Consider the following 19768-nt stretch of genomic DNA (forward strand, 5'->3'; position numbering starts at 1 on the left):
GCAACCGACCATGACGCGATTCAACCCCCATCAACTCGCGGACCTCGCGCACCAGCACGGCACGCCGCTATGGTTGTACGACGCCGACGCGATCCGCCAGCGCATCGCGCAGTTGCGCAGCTTCGACACGATCCGCTACGCGCAGAAGGCCTGTTCGAACGTGCACATCCTGAAGCTGATGCGCGACGAAGGCGTGATGGTCGATGCAGTCTCTTCAGGCGAACTGGCGCGCAGTTTTGCGGCGGGGTTTGCGACTCAACCTATGTCGCACGACGCACCCGAAGGCGTGGTATTTACCGCCGACGTGCTCGACCACGCGACGCTAGCCACCGTGCTCGACGAGCGGATCACGGTCAACGCCGGCTCGCTCGACATGCTCGAACGGTTCGGACGACATGCGAGCGAAGGCCATCGCGTGTGGCTGCGGATCAATCCCGGCTTCGGTCACGGCCACAGCAGCAAGACCAACACCGGCGGCGAGCACAGCAAGCACGGCATCTGGCGCGACGACCTGCCACGCGCGCTCGAATTGGTGCGGCGCTATCGGCTGAAGCTCGTCGGGCTGCACATGCATATCGGCTCCGGTGTCGACTACGCGCATCTCGCGAAAGTCTGCGACGCGATGGTCGATGCTGTGTCGCAGCTCGATCAGGATATCGAGGCGATTTCCGCGGGTGGTGGTTTGTCGGTTCCGTATCGCGATGGCGAGCCGAGCGTCGATACCGCGCATTATTTCCGGCTGTGGGACGACGCGCGGCGGCGCATCGAAGCGCGCGTCGGGCATCGTGTGCGGCTCGAAATCGAACCGGGGCGCTTTCTGGTCGCGCAGGCAGGTGTGCTGGTCGCCGAAGTGCATGCGCTGAACCGGAGGCCGTCGCGACAATTCGCGCTGCTCGACGCGGGCTTCAACGACCTCGTGCGGCCGTCGTTCTACGGCAGTCATCACGAGATCAGCGTGCTTCGGCGCGACGGCACGCCGAGCGATGCACCGGTCGGCTGGTTCAGCGTAGCGGGGCCGTTGTGCGAGGCCGGCGACGTGTTTACGCAGGCGGAAGGCGGTGTCGTGACGAGCCGCTCGATGCCCGCGCCTCAAGTGGGCGACCTGCTCGTGTTTCATGATGCGGGCGCGTACGGCGCGTCGATGTCTTCGAACTACAACAGCCGGCCGCTTGCTCCCGAGGTGCTGATCGAGCGCGGCAATGCGCGGCTGATCCGGCGCAGGCAACGCATCGAAGAATTGATCGCGCTCGAAGAAACGGCGGGTTGAAGTTCAAGGCTCAACGCGCCCGCACCGTGCGCGTGTACGACGCGATCATCGTCGCGAACTCCTGCGCGGCTGGCGTTAGCGGAATCGCCGCGCGTTGCAGCAGACAGACGTTTTGCTGCAACGCGCGCTCGCGCACCGGGATCGTCGTCAGCATGTCCGCGAACGGTCCCCGCTTCGTGATGACCGACGATTCGAGCGACAGGCAATCCGTCGCGCCTACCAGATGCAACGTCTCGTATAAGCCCTCGACGGTCGCGACGATCTTCGGCGGCGGCAAACCGTGGCTGTCGAACAGATGGCTCAAGCGGTTGACGTGCGGCTCCTCGGTCAGATTCGGCGAGCGCGTCGTCACCCACGTGCAATCGACGAGCTCGGCGAGAGACTTCGCACCCGCCTTCGGATGACCGCGCCGGCACACGATCACCGGGTCGGACGGATAGAGTGGCGTGACCGACAGATCGGCGGTATCGGTCTGCTTCGAGACGAGCGCGACCGCGAAATCCAACGTGCCTTCGCGGATCCACGAAATCATCATGCGCGACGTGCCCGTGCGCAGATGCACGGCGACGCGCTCGAAGCGCGCACGAAACTCCATCAGCACCGGCGCGAACGCGTCGACGAGCGGCTCGGTCGTCATGCCGAACGTGACCTCGCCCACGTAGTCGCCGCGCAACTGACGCACGTCCTCCTCGGCCCGCTCGCATTCACCGAGGATCGCGCCGGCCCGCTGGAGCAGCCGCTGGCCCAGCGCGGTCAGCGCAATGCCGCGATTGGTGCGCGTGAACAACGTCGCGCCGAGCATCGATTCGAGGTTTTGCAACTGCTGCGTGATGCCGCTTTGCGCAATGCCGAGCGCGCGCGACGCCGCGCGGATGCTGCCATGCTCGGCGACCGCCGTGAACGCGCGCAACTGCGAAATCGTCAATGGCATGGCGTCAGGGTCTGGTGATCGGGAAAAGTGATCATGATAGTCCGAACGGGACTTCTTTGAGGCACGGCGGCAGCTTACGATCGCGCTGTCCTGATCCGCTCCCGTCGCCGTCCATGAAAACTTCGCTGATGACTCTTTGCGCCGCGCTGGCTTTCAGCAGCGGCGCGTTCGCCGCTGACGCCAACACGTTGCGCCTCGGCATCGACCCGACCTATCCGCCGATGGACTCGAAGGCCCCCGACGGCAGTCTGAAGGGCTTCGACGTCGATCTCGGCAACGAGATTTGCCGGCGCATCCACGCGCATTGTCAGTGGGTCGAACTCGAGTTTTCGGGCATGATTCCGGCGCTGCAGGCACGCAAGATCGACGCGGTGCTGTCGTCGATGGCGATCACCGAAAAGCGCGAGCAGCAGATTCTGTTCTCGTCGAAGCTGTTCCAGTTCAAGTCGCGGCTGATCGCGCGGCAAGGCTCATCGCTCGCGCCTACGGCGAGCGGACTTGCCGGCAAGCAGATCGGCGTGCAGTCGGGCACGCAGTTCGAGGGCTACGCGCTGAAGAACTGGACGCCGCTCGGCGCGAGCGTGGTCGCCTACAAGAGCCAGGACGAGGTGTTCGCCGATCTGCGCAACGGGAGGCTCGACGGCGCGTTGCTCGGCACCGTCGAAGCCGATTACGGCTTCCTGCGTACGCCGGCGGGCAAGGGCTTCGCGTTTGTCGGCGAGCCGCTTTCAATGGGCGATCGCGGCGTCGGCATCGGCTTGCGCAAGGATGAAACCGAAGTGCAGGCATCGATCAACGCGGCGATCGCGTCGATGCGCCAGGACGGCACGTATGCGCAGATTGCGAAGAAGTACTTCGACTTCGATCCGTACGGCAATTGATCCAGGTTTCCAACTTTTCTTCACGGCTTTCCCTTCATGAACAGGCAATCGATTCCGCTTCTGTCGCCGGCTATCGGCACGCACCGCGAGCTGGTGTCGTTTCATTTCGGCCCGGCCAATAGCGGGCAGAAGATCTACATCCAGGCGTCGCTGCATGCCGACGAAACGCCGTCGATGCTGACCACGGTGCTGCTGAAGCGGAGATTGCTGGACCTCGAACAGGCCGGCGCGCTGAATGCGGAAATCGTGCTCGTGCCGGTGTCGAATCCGGTCGGGCTCAGTCAATACGTGCTCGGTCAGTTCGTCGGCCGCTTCGATCTCGGCAGCGGCAAGAACTTCAACCGGCATTTCGTGCAGTTCACGAAGCTCGTCGAGGATGCAAAGGAGGCGCTGGGAGCCGACGCGAACGCGAACCGCCGCATCGTGCGCGCACTGCTCACGGCCGAACTCGCGCGACAGAAGCCGCTGACCGAATTCGAGTCGCTGCAACTGGCGCTGCTGAAGCTGTCATGCGACGCGGACGTCGTGATCGATCTGCATTGCTCGCTCGAAGCGGCGATGCATGTGTACACGAGCGAGGCTGCGTGGGCCGAGTTCGAGCCGCTGTCGCGCTACCTCGGCGCCGAGGCCTCGTTGCTCGCGACGGATTCGGGCGGCGGCGCGTTCGACGAAACGCACAGCTTGCTGTGGTGGACGTTGCAGCAGCAGTTGCCGGCGAGCAAGCCGGTGCCGACCGGGTCGATCGCGGTGACGGTCGAATGCCGCGGCCAGCGCGACGTGTCGTACGAAATCGCGCAGCAGGATGCCGACGCGCTCGTCGACTATCTGGTGTGGCGCGGTGCGATTCGCGGTGAGGCCAAGCCGTTGCCGCCGCTTCTGTCGCCGGCGACGCCGCTCGCGGGCAGCGAGCAGTTCTATGCGCCGGTAAGCGGGATTCTCGTGCACCGCGCGAAGATCGGCGACACGATCCGAGTCGGCCAGCCGCTGTTCGATATCGTCGATCCGCTGACCGACGAGACGACCACCATCGCGAGCCAGACCGAAGGGGTGCTGTACATGCGACGCGCGATCCGTTTCGTGACGGCCGGTGCGCCGCTCGGTCGCGTGAGCGGCACGCGGCCGATCAGAACGGGCGTATTGCTGGGCGCCTGATCGATTGACAGAGCGCCCGCGCTCCTCGTCGCACCGCCTACGCGCTGGCGGCACGAGTCACGACGCATCGCGTGCCGCTATGCCGGACTCGGCATCGAGGACCGCGTCGACGCCTTGCGCGACAGCGCTCACATGCGCCGCAGCCGCGTTGCCGTGAAGTTGGATTGCGCGACCCGACGCGGCCATTCCGCGTCTCGCCGACTGTGCGGATTTAATCTCTTTCAGCCGCGAAAAAGCCCAAGCCCGCTTCCGGACAAAGGCAGATACTCGTCGTCATACTCAACGTGTGTCGGCGCGGCCGGCTTTTTGAAGGAGACGGATAAAGTGAGCGAGGCTATCCAATGGAGCGGGGTGTTTCCCGCCGTCAGCACCCAGTTCAAGCCGGATTTCTCGCTCGACATCGACGCGACGCACCGCGTGGTCAGCAATCTCGTCAAGGACGGCGTGTCGGGTCTGGTGGTCTGCGGCACGGTCGGCGAAAACACTTCGCTGAGCACGTCGGAAAAGCTTCAGGTGATCGAGGCCGCGCGTGACGCGTCCGGCGGCAAGGTGCCGGTCGTCGCGGGCGTCGCCGAGTTCACGACCGAGTTCGCACGGCAGACGGTGCGTGAAGCCGCGCGTGTCGGCGTCGACGGCGTGATGGTGATGCCGGCGCTCGTCTATTCCGCGAAGCCGCACGAAACCGCCGCGCATTTCCGCTCGGTCGCGACCAGCACCGACCTGCCGGTGATGATCTACAACAACCCGCCGATCTACAAGAACGACGTGACGCCGGACGTCCTGATCGCGCTGCAGGACTGCGAGAACATCGTCTGCTTCAAGGATTCGTCGGGCGATACGCGGCGCTTCATCGATCTGCGCAACGCGGTGGGCGACCGCTTCGTACTGTTCGCCGGCCTCGACGACGTAGTGGTCGAAAGCATCGCGGTGGGTGCGGAAGGCTGGGTGTCGGGCATGTCGAACGCGTTCCCGAAGGAAGGCGAGACGCTGTTTCGCCTCGCCACCCAAAAGCGTTTCGATGAAGCGTTGGCGCTGTATAGCTGGTTCATGCCGCTGTTGCACCTCGACGCGCGCCCCGACCTCGTGCAATGCATCAAGCTATGCGAGGAACTGCTCGGGCGCGGCAGCGCCGTCACGCGTCCGCCGCGCCTCGCGCTGCAAGGCGATACGCTCGCCGAAGTCAAAGAAATCGTCGCAAAGGCGCTCGCTACGCGTCCGCCGCTGCCGGACGTTGGTCGTTAAGAACGCCTGAAAGACGCGGCATCCTGTCCGCCTGGTAGGGGAAACTGGATGCCGAACCCAACTGCGAGCGCTAGCCTGAGTTCGCCGTCAGCACCGGCGCAACCGCAGCCGGATCGCTGATACTCGGCCGGCCGTTCTCGACGTGACCGGCAAAGCGGCGCGAGAAGCGTGCGTCGTCGCTGCTCGTCACCGACAGGTCGTACCAGTGATGGCTCGACGCAAGCACCCAACCTTCTTCGATACGCGCATTGGCCGGCACGACCACGGTGCGCGGCCGCGCGCCGTATGCGTTGTCGATCACCGTCAGATGCGCGATGCCACCACTGCTGTTGGTGAACTTCAGGAACAAGTTGCCATTCGCGACGTCGTATCGCGCGGTCACTTCAGGCTGAGCCGGCTTGTCGTTGCCGTGTCCGTTCTGTGCACTCGCCCGCGTGTTGCCCGCGAACTTGCGCACGAAGCCGTTCGGGCCGAACACGTCGAACGCATATACGCCGTTCGTCGCGCTCAGGTCGAACGTATCGCTGAGCGACTTGCCCGCTTCGACCGTGTAGCGCCACGGACCGTCGGTGCGATTCGTCGCGTACACGTAGAAGTGAGCGCCCTGCTCGCCGGTATTGCCGATCGTGATTTCGAACGTGTTCTTGCCCACATTCGCCGCGCCGTTCGCATGCAGTTCGTACGGCAACGCGCGCGCGAAGCGGATGCCCGCTTCCTGCGCTTCGACCAGCGTTGGCGTCGTCGGCACGGTCGGCTTCGGTTGCGTCCTGCACTGGTTGTCGGCCTTGTCCAGGTAGTTTTTGGCATCCGGCAGCGTCGGCATCTTCGAATCCGGCGTGCGGAAGTCGAACGCGCTGCTCAGGTCGCCGCACACCGCGCGACGCCATGCCGTGATGTTCGGCTCATGCACGCCGAAGCGCGTTTCGATGAAGCGGATCACCGACGTGTGATCGAACACTTGCGAGCATACGAAGCCGCCCTTGGTCCACGGCGACACGATCGTCATCGGCACGCGTGGGCCGAGGCCGTACGGACAGCCGTCGGCGCTGTAGCTGCCGCCGCGCAGCGGATTGACGACGTCGTGGATCTCGCCGTCGGTCGTCACCGTCGATTTGCCCTGCGCGGACTTCGTCGGCGGTTGCGGCGGCACGAGGTGATCGAAGAAACCGTCGTTCTCGTCGTACATGATGAAGAGCACGGTCTTGCTCCACATCTCGGGGTTCGACGTCAGCGCGTCGAGAATCTGCGACGTATATTCGGCGCCGTACGCAGGCGTGTAGCGCGGATGCTCCGAATACGCGGCCGGCGGGCACAGCCACGAGACCTGCGGCAGCCGGTTCGCGAGCACGTCGGCCTTCAGGTCGTCGATCGTGCGCACGGTTTGCGCGCGCTCGTGGAGCGGCGAACCCGGCCGCGCGTTGATGAAGTTCGTGAAGTTTTGCAGGATGTTGGTGCCGTAGTTGCCGTACAGCGGATCGAAGCCCGTCGTGCCCTGTTGATAGATCTGCCATGAAATGCCCGCTGCCTGCAGACGCTCCGGATACGTGGTCCATGACAGCAACTGATAGTTCGGCGGACGATCGCCGTCCGCCCAATCGTTGTTGTCGAGTAGCGGGCCGCCCAGCGTGCCGCTCGGGTCGACCATGCCGGTCATCAGATACGCGCGGTTAGGGTGCGTCGGTCCCGGCAGCGAGCAGAAGTACGCATCGCAGATCGTGAACGCGTCGGCGAGCGCGTAGTGGAACGGGATGTCGCTACGCAGGTGGTAGCCCATCGTCATGTCGGTCTTGTTGGCGGGCCACTGGTCGTGGCGGCCGCCGTCGATCGCGGATTGGGTCTTGTACCACGTGTGATCGAGTTCGCCGACGCACTGCGCGCTCGTCGTCGCGGTGTTCAGATGGAACGGCAGCACCGACCTCGCCGGGTCTTCCTGCGACGGCTGATTCCACACCGGCAGACCGCTTGGCAGCGGAATCGGAAAGCGGTCGTTGTAGCCGCGCACGCCGCGCAAATGACCGAAGTAGTGGTCGAACGAGCGATTCTCCTGCATGAACACGACGATGTGCTCGACATCGCGAATCGTGCCCGTGCGCGAAAAAGCGGGCACTGCCAGCGCGTTGCGGATCGACTCGGGCAATGCGGTCATCGCGGCGGCGGCGCCTGCGGATGAAGCCACGGTTTGCAGGAAACGGCGACGGCTAGTTGATGTCATCGAATATCACTTTCTGCGTAAAGGAAGAATAGCCGGTGAACGCGCCGTTGGGGTGTTTCGCCGTCGGTAACGCGTTGCTCTTGCCGATCGGTTGCGGGCCAGTCGTCGGCTGATCGAAAGAAAATGGAAAGTATTGGGAAGATCAATGTTCATGGCGCTGCCATCTGCGCTATGTTTGCTGCATTACGATTCGCGTATGAGCACGATTCAATGACTCGCATCAATTCACCCATCGACATCTCGCGACTCGAAGACGAATGGCTCGAAGCCGACGGCTTCGGCGGCTTTGCGTCGGGCACGGTCGGTATGTTGCGCACGCGCCGCTACCATGCGCTGCTGCTAGCCGCGACGCGCGCGCCGGGCGGGCGCATGGTGCTCGTCAACGGCATCGAGGCGTGGGTCGAGGCGGGCGGCGAGCGTTTCCCGTTGACCATGCAACGCTATGGGCCTGACCTGATCTATCCGGATCTGCGCGGCAACCTGCTCGGTTTCGATACCGCGCCTTGGCCGACTTGGCGCGTTCAACTCGATACGCATACTGCGATGATCGCCGACGTGTTCGTCAGCAAAGCGACGTGCGAAACGGTATTGCGCTGGCGGCTCGAAGGCGGCGAACTCGCTGCGCCCGTGCTGAAGGTCAGACCGCTGTTGTCGGGCCGCGATTATCACGCGCTGCATCACGAGAATCCGGCCTTCGACTTCGGCGCGCAGGTCAGCGCCGATCAATCGTGCGCGAGCTGGCAGCCTTATGGCGGACTGCCGGTCGTGCGGACGGCGACGAACGGCACCTATACGCATGCGCCCGATTGGTATCGCAACTTCTGCTACGTGCGCGAGCAGGAGCGCGGTCTCGATTGCAGCGAAGACCTCGCGGCGCCCGGCGTGTTCAGCTTCGATCTCGCCGAGGGCGAAGCGGTGATGATTCTGAGTGCCGCGAGCACGGCCGCCACCCAGAGCACCAACGACAATCCCCGGACCACCGCCCGCGCCTCCCAACTCGCCGACACCGAACAACGGCGCCGGGCCGCACTCGGCTCGCGCCTGCAACGCTCGGCCGACGCCTATGTCGTCACCCGCAACGAAGGCCGCACGATCCTCGCAGGCTTTCCGTGGTTCACCGACTGGGGCCGCGACACCTTCATCGCGATGCGTGGCCTGCTGATCGCATCGAACCGTCTCGACGACGCCGAAGCGATCCTGCTCGAATGGTCGGGCACGCTGTCCGACGGCATGCTGCCGAACCGCTTCCCCGACTACGGCGACGCGCCCGAATACAACTCGGTCGATGCGTCGCTATGGTTCATCGTCGCCGTTCACGACTATCTGGCTACGCCCCATGCAAGCGCGCGGACGCGCGCGCATCTGCAGCAAGCCGCCGAAACGATCCTGACCGGCTACACGAACGGCACGCGCTTTAACATCGGCTGCTGTCCCGACGACGGTCTGCTGCGCGCCGGCATCCCCGGCGTGCAACTGACGTGGATGGACGCGAAAGTCGGCGACTGGATCGTCACGCCGCGCATCGGCAAGCCGGTCGAAGTGCAGGCGCTATGGATCAACGCACTGCGAATCGCGTCGGCATGGAACCCACAGTGGCGGCAGGCTGGCGAGCGCGCGGCGCTCGCATTTCGCCGGCGCTTCGTCGATCCGGCCACGCAGACGCTGTTCGATAACGTCGACGTCGATCATGTGCCGGGCACGGTCGACCGCTCGATCCGGCCGAACCAGATCTTCGCGATCGGTGGCCTGCCGTTTCCGCTGCTCGAAGGCGCGGCGGCGCGCGCGGTGGTGGCGCAGGTCGAAGCGCAATTGCTGACGCCGCTCGGCCTGCGCTCGCTCGCGCCTTCCGATCCGGCCTATCGTGGCCACTACGGCGGCGCGCCGCTCGAACGCGACGGCGCTTATCATCAGGGCACCGTGTGGTTGTGGCTGATCGGCCCGTTCGTCGAAGCGTGGCTGCGAGTGAATGGCGCAAGCGCCACGAATCTCACACAGGCGAGGAGGCGTTTTCTCGCCCCACTGTACGCGCATCTCGATCATGCGGGCCTCGACCACCTGTCCGAGATCGCCGACGGCGACGCGCCGTACGCGCCCGCCGGCACGCCGTTCCAGGCCTGGTCGCTCGGTGAAATGCTGCGCGTCGAAAGTCTGCTTGCCCGATTCGAGCGCGACGGCGCGTAAACCGCGCTACGATGTTGGGTCCTACCGCCAGGCTTGTTGCAAGGACGTTCTCATGCCACCGCTGCGCGCTGCCAATCTGCTTGCCACGATCGAAGGTTCCCGGCTGCATTCGCCCGAATGCGGCCACTGGCAGCGCTGGGGGCCGTATCTGAGCGAGCGCCAGTGGGGCACGGTGCGCGAGGACTACAGCGCGAACGGCACCGCCTGGGACTCGTTTCCGCACGACCATGCGCGCAGCCGCGCCTACCGTTGGGGCGAAGACGGCATCGCCGGGTTCGGCGACGACCGGCTCAGCTGGTGCGTATCGCTCGCGCTGTGGAACCGCAAGGACCCGATCATCAAGGAGCGCCTGTTCGGCCTGACCAACGCGCAGGGCAATCACGGCGAGGACGTGAAGGAGCTGTACTTCTATCTGGACGGCACGCCCACGCACTCCTACATGCGCATGCTGTACAAGTACCCGCATGCGGCTTATCCGTACCAGAACCTGATCGACGAAAACGCGCGCCGCGGCGGCGACATGCCGGAGTACGAAGTACTCGATACCGGCGTGTTCGACGATCTGCGCTATTTCGACGTGCAGGTCGAATACGCGAAGCACACGCCCGACGACATCGTGATGCGCGTGACGATCGAAAATCGCGCGGACGAGGCGGCGTCGCTCGATGTGCTGCCGCAGATCTGGGCGCGCAACTCGTGGTCGTGGAAGGAGAACAAGGACAAGCCGAAGCTCGTCGCCGGCACCGACCACGACGGCGCGGTGAGTCTGCTTGGCCATCATCATGTGCATGAGCCGATCGTCGTGACCGCCTGGTCGAAGGACGCACCGCAACTCGCGTGGCTGTTCTGCGAGAACGACACCAACGTGAAGCGGCTGTTCGGCATGGACGGCGCGGGTCCGTTCAAGGACGGCTTCAACGATTACCTCGTGCACGGCGACGCGAACGCGATCCGTCGCGACGCGGGCACCAAGGCCGCCGCACATGCACCGCTGGAACTCGGGCCGCATGGACGCGCGGTCGTGTATCTGCGCTGGCACCCGCAAGCGGCGAGCGATGAAGCGCCATTCGATGCCGACGCGTTGATCGCGCGCCGCCTCGCCGAGGCCGACGAATTCTATGGCGCATTGCAGCACGAGATCACGGACCCCGATGCGCGCCTCGTGCAACGTCAGGCGCTCGCCGGCATGCTGTGGTCGAAGCAGTACTACCAGTACGACGTGCAACGCTGGCTCGACGGCGACCCGCTGCAGCCGAGCCCGCCCGCCGCGCGCAAGCAGGGCCGCAACAGGGACTGGCGACATCTGTGCAATGCGGACATCGTGTCGATGCCGGACAAGTGGGAGTACCCGTGGTACGCGTCGTGGGACCTCGCGTTTCATGCGGCCGCGTTCGCGCTGATCGATCCGGCGTTCGCGAAGAAGCAGTTGCTGCTGCTCGTGAAGGACCGCTATCAACACCCGAACGGTCAGTTGCCCGCTTACGAATGGGCGCTGAGCGACGCGAACCCGCCCGTGCATGCGTGGGCCGCATGGCGCGTGTACGAGATCGATCGCGCGCTGACCGGCAAGGCGGACCGTGATTTTCTGGAACTCGTGTTTCACAAGCTGCTGCTGAATTTCTCGTGGTGGGTGAACCGCAAGGACGCCGACGGCCACAATATTTTTCAGGGCGGTTTTCTCGGTCTCGACAACGTCGGCATCTTCGACCGCTCATCGCCGCTGCCGACCGGCGGCCACATCGACCAGGCCGACGGCACCGCGTGGATGGCCGCGTATGCGCTCGACCTGATGCGTATCGCGCTCGAACTCGCCTACGCGAATCACGTGTTCGTCGATATCGGCGTGAAGTTCTTCGAGCACTTCCTGTACATCGCGGAAGCGGTCAGTTGCGACGACGGCTGCGACACGGGCCTGTGGGACAGCGCGGACGAATTCTTCTACGACAAGCTGCGCTTGCCCGACGGCAGCAACATGCCGATGCGCGTTCGCTCGATCGTCGGATTGATACCGCTGTTCGCCGTGCACGTGCTCGAAGAGCGTTTGCATGGCGGCTTGCCGGGCTTGCGCGAGCGCCTCGTATGGTTTCTCGAGCATCGGCCCGATCTCGCGAAGCTGGTGTCGCGCTGGAACGAGCCCGGCAAGGGCAACGCGCTGCTGCTGTCGCTGCTGCGCGGGCATCGGATGAAGGCGCTGCTGCGGCGCGCGCTCGACGAAAGCGAATTTCTTTCCGATCACGGCGTGCGGGCGTTGTCGCGTTACCATCGCGAGCATCCGTTCGTGTTCGAGCACAACGGCACCAGCTTCTGTGTGAAGTATCTGCCGGCCGAATCCGATACCCGTGTGTTCGGCGGCAATTCGAACTGGCGCGGGCCGGTGTGGATGCCGGTCAACTATCTGTTGATCGAATCGCTGTACGAGTTTCATCGTTACTACGGCGATGATTTCCGCGTCGAGTATCCGACCGGGTCGGGCCAGAAGTTCTCGTTGAGCGAAATCGGCGACGAACTCGCGCGCCGCGCGACCACGCTGTTCCTGAAGGACAAGAATGGCGAGCGGCCGGTGATGGGTGCGTATCCGCTGTTGCAGGCGGACCCGCGTTCGCAGGATCTGATCCTGTTCCACGAGTATTTTCATGGCGACAACGGTCGTGGCGTCGGGGCTTCGCATCAGACCGGCTGGACCGGGCTCGTCGCGTTGCTGTTGCAGCCACGCGCGATGGCGGCATCGGGCAACGTGCCGCTGGCGGGGGAACCGGCGCCGGCGCCCGCGCCGATTCCGGTGAAAGAACCGGTATCGTCGCTCGCGGCCGCGACGACGAAGTAAGCACGCCGCGCGCTCGCGCGCGAAGGCGATTGAACTGTGCGGCAGCGCGCGTGGTCTTTCATGTATTGCCACGTTCGTTCTCTCGGCTTTCCAAGTTCCAGGTGAATCTCATGTCGACTACACCGAACTCTTCCGCCTCTTCCGATCAACCCAACGCAACGCCCGCCTCGAGCTGCAAGCTCATTTCGAACCGATACGACACGCTGTCGTCGCCGGCCGGCAAGAAGCCCGCGCCGCCGTGCACGCTCGTGATCTTCGGCGCGGGGGGCGATCTGACCAAACGTCTGTTGATGCCGGCGCTGTACAACCTCTCGCTCGATGGCCTGCTCGATGACAGCATGAAGATCATCGGCGTCAATCACGGTGAGCGCGAAACGCGCGAATGGTGCGACGAACTGCATACGTCGCTGCAGAAATTCGCCGCCGACAAAGCCAGCACCTTCCACGCCGGCAAGCTCGACGACAACGCGTGGAGCTGGGTCGCGCAGCGCCTCGAATACATGGCGGGCGAGTTCGAATCCGACGACACGTTCGCGAAGCTGAAACAGAAGCTCGATCAGTCGGAAGTCGGCAACGTGATTTTTTACCTCGCGGTCGGCGCGCGTTTTTTCAAACCGATCGCCGAGCGGCTCGGCAAAGCCGGCCTGCTGAAGGAAGGCGACGGCGCGAACGGCGGCTTTCGGCGTCTCGTGATCGAGAAGCCGTTCGGCACCGATCTCGCATCGGCGCGCGATCTGAACGCGCACATCCTGTCGTATGCGCGGGAGTCGCAGGTGTACCGCATCGATCATTTTCTCGGCAAGGACACCGTGCAGAGCATTCTCGCGGTGCGCTTCGCGAATGCGATGTTCGAGCCGGTCTGGCGGCGCGAGTACATCGACTGCGTGCAGATCACGGCGGCGGAAACGATCGGCGTCGAAGGGCGCGGCAGGTTCTACGAGCAGACCGGCGCGTTTCGCGACATGGTGCCGAACCATCTGTTCCAGCTGCTCGGCATCGTGGCTATGGAGCCGCCGAATTCGTTCGACGCCGAAGCCGTCCGCGACAAGAAGGTCGAGCTGTTCGACGCAATCCAGCCGCTCAAGCCCGACGACGTCGTATTCGGCCAGTACGAAAAAGGGTCCACCGGTGTGGGCTATCGCGAGGAGCCCGACGTCGCGCCCGGCAGCACGACCGAAACCTACGCGGCGGCGCGCGTGTTCGTCGAGAACTGGCGCTGGGCCGGAGTGCCATTCTATCTGCGTACCGGCAAGCGGCTCTCAGTGCGCCGCACCGAAATTTCGGTGCAGTTGAAGCCGGTGCCGTTCCGCCTGTTCCGCGACACGCCGGTCAACGCATTGACGCCGAACGTGCTGACGTTGCGCATCGATCCCGAGCACGGCTCGAGTTTCGATTTCAACGTGAAGGCGCCGGGGCCGGTGATGCAGGTCGGTGCGGTGCAGTCGTCATTCAACTATGGCGACTTCTTCGACGAGCGCGCGAACGTCGGATACGAGACGCTGCTATACGACTGCATGCTAGGCGACGCGACGTTGTTCCAGCGCGCCGATGGCATCGAGACGGCCTGGTGTGCGGTCGACGACGTGCTGCATCCGAAGAGCGGCGGCGCTCTGCCCGTGCACGGTTATGCGGCAGGCAGCGACGGGCCGGCCGAAGCCGACGCGCTGCTCGCGCGCGATGGCCACGCGTGGCGGCCGTTGCAGCAGAAAGCGCCCGGTGGCAAGTCGTAGCGGCACCTTTGAACCAACCCGCAGATACGCATCACAACCGCTTCACCACAACCGGGAGACATCGTGGCGACACGCAACAAGAACGCAGTGAAACGGAATGCGCCGAAAAGCGACAGCGAGCACATCCTCGCGATCGACGTCGGCGGCACCGGCCTGAAGGCCGCGATCATCGACGCCAACGGGCAGATGAAAACCGAGCGCGTGCGCGTTGCGACGCCGCATCCGTGCACGCCGGATCAACTGGTTGACGCGCTCGCGCAACTCGTCGCTCCGCTCATCGAGCAGGTGCAGCCCGCTTGTATCTCGATCGGCTTTCCGGGTGTCGTGCGTAATAACCGCATTCTGACCGCGCCGCATTTCGGCATCGAAGGATGGCACGACATCGCGCTCGCGGATTCGCTCGCGCGGCGCCTGGGCGATCTGCCGGTGCGGATGATCAACGACGCAGAGATGCAGGGCTTCGCGGCAATCGAAGGCCGCGGCCTCGAATTTGTGCTGACGCTCGGCACCGGCGCCGGCACCGCGATGTTTCGCGATGGCGAGCTGATGCCGCATCTGGAGCTCGCGCATCATCCGGTCAGCAAGAAGGGTGTCGCGTACGACGAATACATCGGCGAGGGCGCGCGCGAGCAGGTCGGGAACAAGCGTTGGAGCCGGCGTGTCGAGAAGGTGATCGGCATTCTCGAGTCACTGGTCAATTACGACAAGCTTTGGATCGGCGGTGGCAACGCGGCGCGCATCAAATTCAAGCTGCCGGCGAACGTGGCGACCGTTTCGAACGACGCGGGGATCGAGGGCGGCGCGAAATTGTGGCATCCGCTGTCGGTGCGCGAGACGCGGCAGTTTCCGGAGGCCACGGAGAAGACGGGGCGGTTTAAGCCGAAGTGAGGGGGGCGGTTGCTGCTTGATGGGCTTCTCAGCGCTGCCACGCTCCTTCCAAGGCCCTCAGTAACCTTCCCGAACCCAGAGACTCTCAATGACCCGCATTCAACTGAACATCGCGCGGCACCTCCTCTCCGCTGTCGCGTGTGCGCTGCTCGCTTACGCGAGCGCACATGCCTACGCGGCACCGTCCTTCGCAGTGTCGTCACCGGGACTGGCCGATGGCGGCACGCTCAACGCGAGCCACGCGGCGAGCGCGAACAACTGCGGCGGCGGCAACGTGTCGCCCGCATTGCAATGGCATAACGCGCCGGCCGGCACAAAGAGTTTCGCGGTGACGATCTTCGATCCCGACGGCGCGAAAGGCCTCGGCATCGTGCACTGGATCGTGTACGGCATCGCACCGGGTACCACCGGACTCGCCGAGGGCGAAGCCGCGCCGGCGGGCAGCGTCGCCGGCACGAATCGCACCGGCGGCCCCGGCTATTACGGCCCGTGTCCGGCAGTCGGCGATGTGCCGCATCACTACGTCGCGCAGGTCTATGCGCTCGATCTGCCGCCCGGCGCATTGCCGGCCGGCTTGACGCGCGATGCGTTCCTCGCCGCGATCAAGGATCACGTGCTCGCCGCGACGAGCACCGTGCTGCGCTACGGACGATGAAGTCGCGCGGCCGAACGCCGGGCCGCGCGTGATCTGCAGAAGGGCGCTTAGCGCGCCGCATCCCCCCATCGATACTGCACGCTCGCGTCATCGAGCTGAGTCTTGATTGCGTCGTCGAGCGTGAACTCGGCCGCCGAGAGCGTATCGCTCAACTGCTCGGCGCGACTCGCACCAATGATCGCCGACGTGATCAGCGGATTCGCGAGCACCCACGCAAGCGATACCTTCGCCAACGACTCGCCGGTCGGCGCGGCGATCGCCTTCAGTCTTTCGATCGTATCGAATTCGCGCTCGTGCCAGTAGCGCTGTTGATACATCGCGCCAGCCTTGCCGACGCTTTCAGTGAAGCGCCCCTCGGTGGGCGTCGCATCGAGCCGATGCTTGCCCGTCAGCAGTCCGCCCGCGAGCGAGTTATACGGCATCACGGCTAGCTGCTCCTCGGCGGCCAGCGGCAGCAGCTCGCGCTCGATCTGGCGAAACAGCAGGTTGTAGCGCGGCTGGACCGACACGAAGCGCGCGACGCGCAGCACGTCCGCGCGTCCCAAAGCTCGCGCGAGCCGGTACGCAAGAAAGTTCGATACGCCGATATAGCGCGCCTTGCCCGAGCGCACGATCGTATCGAGTGCTTCGAGCGTCTCGTCGAGCGGGGTTTTCGCGTCGTCGGAATGGAGCTGGTACAGGTCGACGTAGTCGGTGCCGAGGCGCTGCAAGGACGCATCGATCGCATCGAGCAGGTGTTTGCGCGACGCGCCCTGATCCCACGCGGCGGGCCCCATCTTGCCGACCGCCTTGGTCGCGACGATGAAGCGCTCGCGCTTGCCCTTCAGCCAGCGTCCGACGATTTCCTCGGTGCGTCCGGACAGGTCTTCGCCGGCGCCGAGCGGGTAGACGTTCGCGGTATCGATGAAATTGACGCCGGCGTCCGCGGCCGTGTCGAGAATGCGGTGCGATGCGGCTTCTTCGGTTTGCAGGCCGAAAGTCATGGTGCCGAGACACAGGCGCGAAACGGTCAGGCCGGTGCGGCCGAATTGGCGATATTGCATAGAGTGGACTCCAGAGGGGACGAAAGCGTTTGCCGGAAGGGTGGGACTTTATTGTTGTATGCGGTGTTGTAAAAAGGATAAACGGAATCGCGATTTGATGTGCGCGACCGCCGCGATAGAATGTTATTTAAATGAAAGAACCCGTGTAAGGTCGAATTGGCTCTCGAGTGCGTCACTGTTAAGCCTTTTGCAAGAATAGAATTACAAATAGTAATGAATCTGCGTACGTAGAGCCCTTACGGTTACGTATTGCTTTCGAAAAGAAAAAACAGAAATAAATCCATTGCGCAAGTAATGCACGCCACGATTGATGTCTTCTTGTGCGTATGAAATGATAGCGATTCTCATTTAACCCAGCCAGCCATCCCGTCATCTCCCTCTCACACAACGGAGAGCGGCAGCCAGCCATTTGCGCTTTTGTCATGAATTCGACGTCATTGATGCCAATTCGACAAAGCGCATTTCTGACGGGATTTCCATGCTCAATCACACGCCGCTGGCGACAGCGCTGGCGCTCGCTTTTGCCGTTCCCTATGCGACGCCTGCGCTCGCGCAAAGCGCGTCGCAACCGGCCGCCTCCAGCGCGCCGCAGAACGCACAAACCAACGCACAGAACAACGCACCTGCCGCCGCGCAGACGCTGCCGACCATCGGCGTGCAGGCTCAGACCGTTCAGCAGGACTTCCAGGCCGAGCGCGCGACCGTCGGTGCGAAGACCCCGACCGCGCTGCGCGACATTCCGCAGACCGTCACCGTGATCAATCGCGACCTGCTCGCTTCGCAGGGCGCGACGTCGTTTACGGACGCGCTGCGCAACGCACCCGGTGTGACCATCGGCGCGGCCGAGGGCGGCCAGATCGGCAACAACATCAACCTGCGCGGCTTCACCGCGCAGAACGACATCTATCTGGACGGCTTTCGCGACCGCAACCAGTACTACCGCGACACGTTCGACCTCGAAGCGCTAGAGGTGCTATATGGTCCGTCGTCGATGCTGTTCGGCCGCGGCTCGACGGGCGGCGTGATCAATCAGGTCAGCAAGAAGGCGAACCTGACGGACTCGGCGGAAGTCTCCGGCATGATCGGCACCAACGACCGCTACCGCTCCACCGTCGACGTGAACCACAAGTTCACCGACACCTCGGCGATCCGCCTGAACGCGTTCGGCCAGAGCCTTGGCTCGACGCGCGACGTAATGAAGAACAGGGACTTCGGCGTCGCGCCGGAGCTGCGCTTCGGTATCGGCACGCCTACCGAGATCACGCTGTCGGCGCTGATCCAGCGCAACAACGACATGCCCGACTACGGCATCCAGGCGCTGAACGGCCGCCCGTCGCCGGTGCCGAAAAACACGTTCTACGGTTTGACCAGCGACCGCACGATCCAGAACGTGCAGATCTTCACCGGGGCGATCAAGCATAAGTTCTCCGACGACCTGACGCTGACGAACCAGACGCAGATCTCGCACTCGATGACCGACGCGCGCGAAACCGCGCCGCAAGCGGTGCTGACCGGACCGCTGTCGTCGAGCACTGCGCTGAGCAACGGCAACTTCACGACGCTGCCGCCGTCGGCCCTGTTCATCAAGCTGCAGAGCCATGACCGCGTGATCCAGAATCACGCGATCTACAACGACACGATGGTCGAATACAAATTCGACACCGGGCCGGTCAGGCACGACGTGATTGCCGGTGTCGAAGTGGGCCACGACAGCTATACGAACCAGGCATATACGCGCAACAACCTGCCGATCGTGCCGATGCTCAATCCGCCGATCATCGGCACGCCGTCGAACGTGACGACGACGGTCGGCAACTACGCCGATTCGAGCGCGAACGAAATCGCCGCCTACCTGAACGACACGATCACGCTGACGCCGCACTGGAAGCTGATTGGCGGTGTGCGCTGGGATCGCTTCTCGGCCGAGATCCACAACACCGTCAGCGCGCCGGCTTTCGCGAGCCAGACCAACTACTTCACGAGCGTGCGCACGGGCCTCATCTATCAGCCGACCGACTGGCAGTCGTACTACGTGTCGTACGGCACGTCGTTCAACCCGTCGCTCGAAAACCTGACGGTCACGAACCTCACGCAGAACCTCGCACCGGAATCGACGAAGTCGTATGAAGTCGGCGGCAAGTGGGATCTGTTCGGCGGCAACATCTCGCTGACCTCGGCATTGTTCCGCGAAGAGAAGGACAACGCGCGCACCCAGGTCTCGCCGACCGAATACGAGCTGGCCGGCGACATTCGCGTCGACGGCTTCCAGGCGAGCGTGACCGGGCACATCACCGACAAGTGGCAGATTTTCGGCGGCTACACGTACATGGACGCGAAGATCCTGAAAGCGGCCGACGGCACGCAGGGCCACACGCCGGCGAACACGCCGCGCAACACGCTGACGTTCTGGACCACATACGCGATCACGCCGCACTGGGAAATCGGCGGCGGTCCGATCTATATGTCGTCGCGTTACGCATCGAATACGAACTTCGTGAAGGTGCCGGGCTACACGCGTTGGGACGCGACCGCGGCCTATCACGCGAAGAAGTACGACGTGCGCCTGAACCTGCTGAACCTGACCAACAAGTACTACTACGACGCGTTGATTCCGTCGGACGGCGGCCGTTCGGTGCCGGGCATCGGCCGCACGTTGCTCGCGACGTTCGATTACCGCTTCTGATGGCCGCTTTTGCGACGCACTGAGCGCATCCGTTAGGCTTGCCGCTTTGCAAATGGCAAGCCGACTCGAAGGACACACT

General features: G+C 64.0%; 13 protein-coding genes. 10 read left to right on the forward strand and 3 right to left on the reverse strand.

Annotated features, from left to right (window positions below; genetic code table 11):
• The first annotated feature begins 10 nt into the window (after positions 1-10).
• Positions 11-1267 carry a diaminopimelate decarboxylase gene (lysA, locus tag QFZ91_RS38360; RefSeq protein ID WP_429570464.1) on the forward strand — a complete coding sequence of 419 codons (1257 nt, stop codon included), beginning with the start codon at positions 11-13 and terminating at the stop codon, positions 1265-1267.
• A gap of 10 nt (positions 1268-1277) precedes the next feature.
• On the opposite strand, the gene QFZ91_RS38365 is transcribed toward lysA, so the two are convergent.
• On the reverse strand, positions 1278-2198 hold the full coding sequence (locus QFZ91_RS38365) for a LysR substrate-binding domain-containing protein (protein ID WP_429570465.1): 921 nt from the start codon (positions 2196-2198) through the stop codon (positions 1278-1280).
• 113 nt (positions 2199-2311) lie between these two features.
• On the opposite strand from QFZ91_RS38365, the gene QFZ91_RS38370 reads away from it, so the two are divergent.
• The 3 genes from QFZ91_RS38370 to QFZ91_RS38380 all read left to right on the forward strand — a co-directional run bounded on the left by QFZ91_RS38370 (position 2312) and on the right by QFZ91_RS38380 (position 5473).
• Positions 2312-3079: a transporter substrate-binding domain-containing protein gene (locus QFZ91_RS38370; RefSeq protein ID WP_368715561.1), complete on the forward strand. Its 768-nt coding sequence runs from the start codon at positions 2312-2314 to the stop codon at positions 3077-3079.
• 36 nt (positions 3080-3115) lie between these two features.
• Entirely contained in the window at positions 3116-4231 is a 1116-nt protein-coding gene (locus QFZ91_RS38375) for a succinylglutamate desuccinylase/aspartoacylase family protein (protein ID WP_429570466.1), read from the forward strand.
• 324 nt (positions 4232-4555) lie between these two features.
• Positions 4556-5473 (forward strand): dihydrodipicolinate synthase family protein, encoded by a 918-nt coding sequence (locus QFZ91_RS38380; protein WP_429570467.1) that lies wholly within the window; start codon positions 4556-4558, stop codon positions 5471-5473.
• Between the two features lie 70 nt (positions 5474-5543).
• Here the strand turns inward: QFZ91_RS38380 and QFZ91_RS38385 are convergent, their stop codons facing one another.
• Positions 5544-7685, reverse strand: coding sequence for a phosphocholine-specific phospholipase C (locus QFZ91_RS38385; RefSeq protein WP_368715564.1), 2142 nt, complete (start codon positions 7683-7685; stop codon positions 5544-5546).
• 210 nt (positions 7686-7895) lie between these two features.
• On the opposite strand from QFZ91_RS38385, the gene QFZ91_RS38390 reads away from it, so the two are divergent.
• The 5 genes from QFZ91_RS38390 (at position 7896) to QFZ91_RS38410 (ending at position 15963) form a co-directional block, all read left to right on the forward strand.
• Complete coding sequence (locus tag QFZ91_RS38390; RefSeq protein WP_429570468.1) at positions 7896-9866, forward strand: amylo-alpha-1,6-glucosidase; 1971 nt, start codon at positions 7896-7898, stop codon at positions 9864-9866.
• Positions 9867-9918: 52 nt separating this feature from the next.
• Positions 9919-12690 carry an MGH1-like glycoside hydrolase domain-containing protein gene (locus QFZ91_RS38395; RefSeq protein WP_429570469.1) on the forward strand — a complete coding sequence of 924 codons (2772 nt, stop codon included), beginning with the start codon at positions 9919-9921 and terminating at the stop codon, positions 12688-12690.
• A gap of 110 nt (positions 12691-12800) precedes the next feature.
• Positions 12801-14420, forward strand: a complete 1620-nt coding sequence (zwf, locus tag QFZ91_RS38400; RefSeq protein ID WP_368715567.1) for a glucose-6-phosphate dehydrogenase — start codon at positions 12801-12803, stop codon at positions 14418-14420.
• Between the two features lie 63 nt (positions 14421-14483).
• Positions 14484-15308, forward strand: coding sequence for an ROK family protein (locus tag QFZ91_RS38405; RefSeq protein WP_429570470.1), 825 nt, complete (start codon positions 14484-14486; stop codon positions 15306-15308).
• Positions 15309-15396: 88 nt separating this feature from the next.
• Complete coding sequence (locus QFZ91_RS38410) at positions 15397-15963, forward strand: YbhB/YbcL family Raf kinase inhibitor-like protein (RefSeq protein WP_429570471.1); 567 nt, start codon at positions 15397-15399, stop codon at positions 15961-15963.
• 47 nt (positions 15964-16010) lie between these two features.
• On the opposite strand, the gene QFZ91_RS38415 is transcribed toward QFZ91_RS38410, so the two are convergent.
• Positions 16011-17006, reverse strand: coding sequence for an aldo/keto reductase (locus QFZ91_RS38415; protein ID WP_429570472.1), 996 nt, complete (start codon positions 17004-17006; stop codon positions 16011-16013).
• Between the two features lie 478 nt (positions 17007-17484).
• On the opposite strand from QFZ91_RS38415, the gene QFZ91_RS38420 reads away from it, so the two are divergent.
• A complete protein-coding gene (locus QFZ91_RS38420; RefSeq protein ID WP_429570473.1) occupies positions 17485-19689 on the forward strand; it encodes a TonB-dependent receptor in 2205 nt (734 codons plus the stop codon).
• Positions 19690-19768 lie beyond the last annotated feature (79 nt).

Origin of the sequence: Paraburkholderia sp. JPY419 (assembly GCF_050435705.1) — a bacterium.
GTDB classification, from domain to species: domain Bacteria; phylum Pseudomonadota; class Gammaproteobacteria; order Burkholderiales; family Burkholderiaceae; genus Paraburkholderia; species Paraburkholderia youngii.

Excerpts from the sequence above, each read along its gene's own strand:
- lysA (WP_429570464.1), top strand. The coding sequence starts at position 11 with ATGACGCGATTCAACCCCCATCAACTCGCGGACCTCGCGCACCAGCAC.
- QFZ91_RS38365 (WP_429570465.1), bottom strand. The coding sequence starts at position 2,198 with ATGCCATTGACGATTTCGCAGTTGCGCGCGTTCACGGCGGTCGCCGAG.
- QFZ91_RS38370 (WP_368715561.1), top strand. The coding sequence starts at position 2,312 with ATGAAAACTTCGCTGATGACTCTTTGCGCCGCGCTGGCTTTCAGCAGC.
- QFZ91_RS38375 (WP_429570466.1), top strand. The coding sequence starts at position 3,116 with ATGAACAGGCAATCGATTCCGCTTCTGTCGCCGGCTATCGGCACGCAC.
- QFZ91_RS38385 (WP_368715564.1), bottom strand. The coding sequence starts at position 7,685 with ATGACATCAACTAGCCGTCGCCGTTTCCTGCAAACCGTGGCTTCATCC.
- QFZ91_RS38390 (WP_429570468.1), top strand. The coding sequence starts at position 7,896 with ATGACTCGCATCAATTCACCCATCGACATCTCGCGACTCGAAGACGAA.
- QFZ91_RS38395 (WP_429570469.1), top strand. The coding sequence starts at position 9,919 with ATGCCACCGCTGCGCGCTGCCAATCTGCTTGCCACGATCGAAGGTTCC.
- zwf (WP_368715567.1), top strand. The coding sequence starts at position 12,801 with ATGTCGACTACACCGAACTCTTCCGCCTCTTCCGATCAACCCAACGCA.
- QFZ91_RS38410 (WP_429570471.1), top strand. The coding sequence starts at position 15,397 with ATGACCCGCATTCAACTGAACATCGCGCGGCACCTCCTCTCCGCTGTC.
- QFZ91_RS38415 (WP_429570472.1), bottom strand. The coding sequence starts at position 17,006 with ATGCAATATCGCCAATTCGGCCGCACCGGCCTGACCGTTTCGCGCCTG.
- QFZ91_RS38420 (WP_429570473.1), top strand. The coding sequence starts at position 17,485 with ATGCTCAATCACACGCCGCTGGCGACAGCGCTGGCGCTCGCTTTTGCC.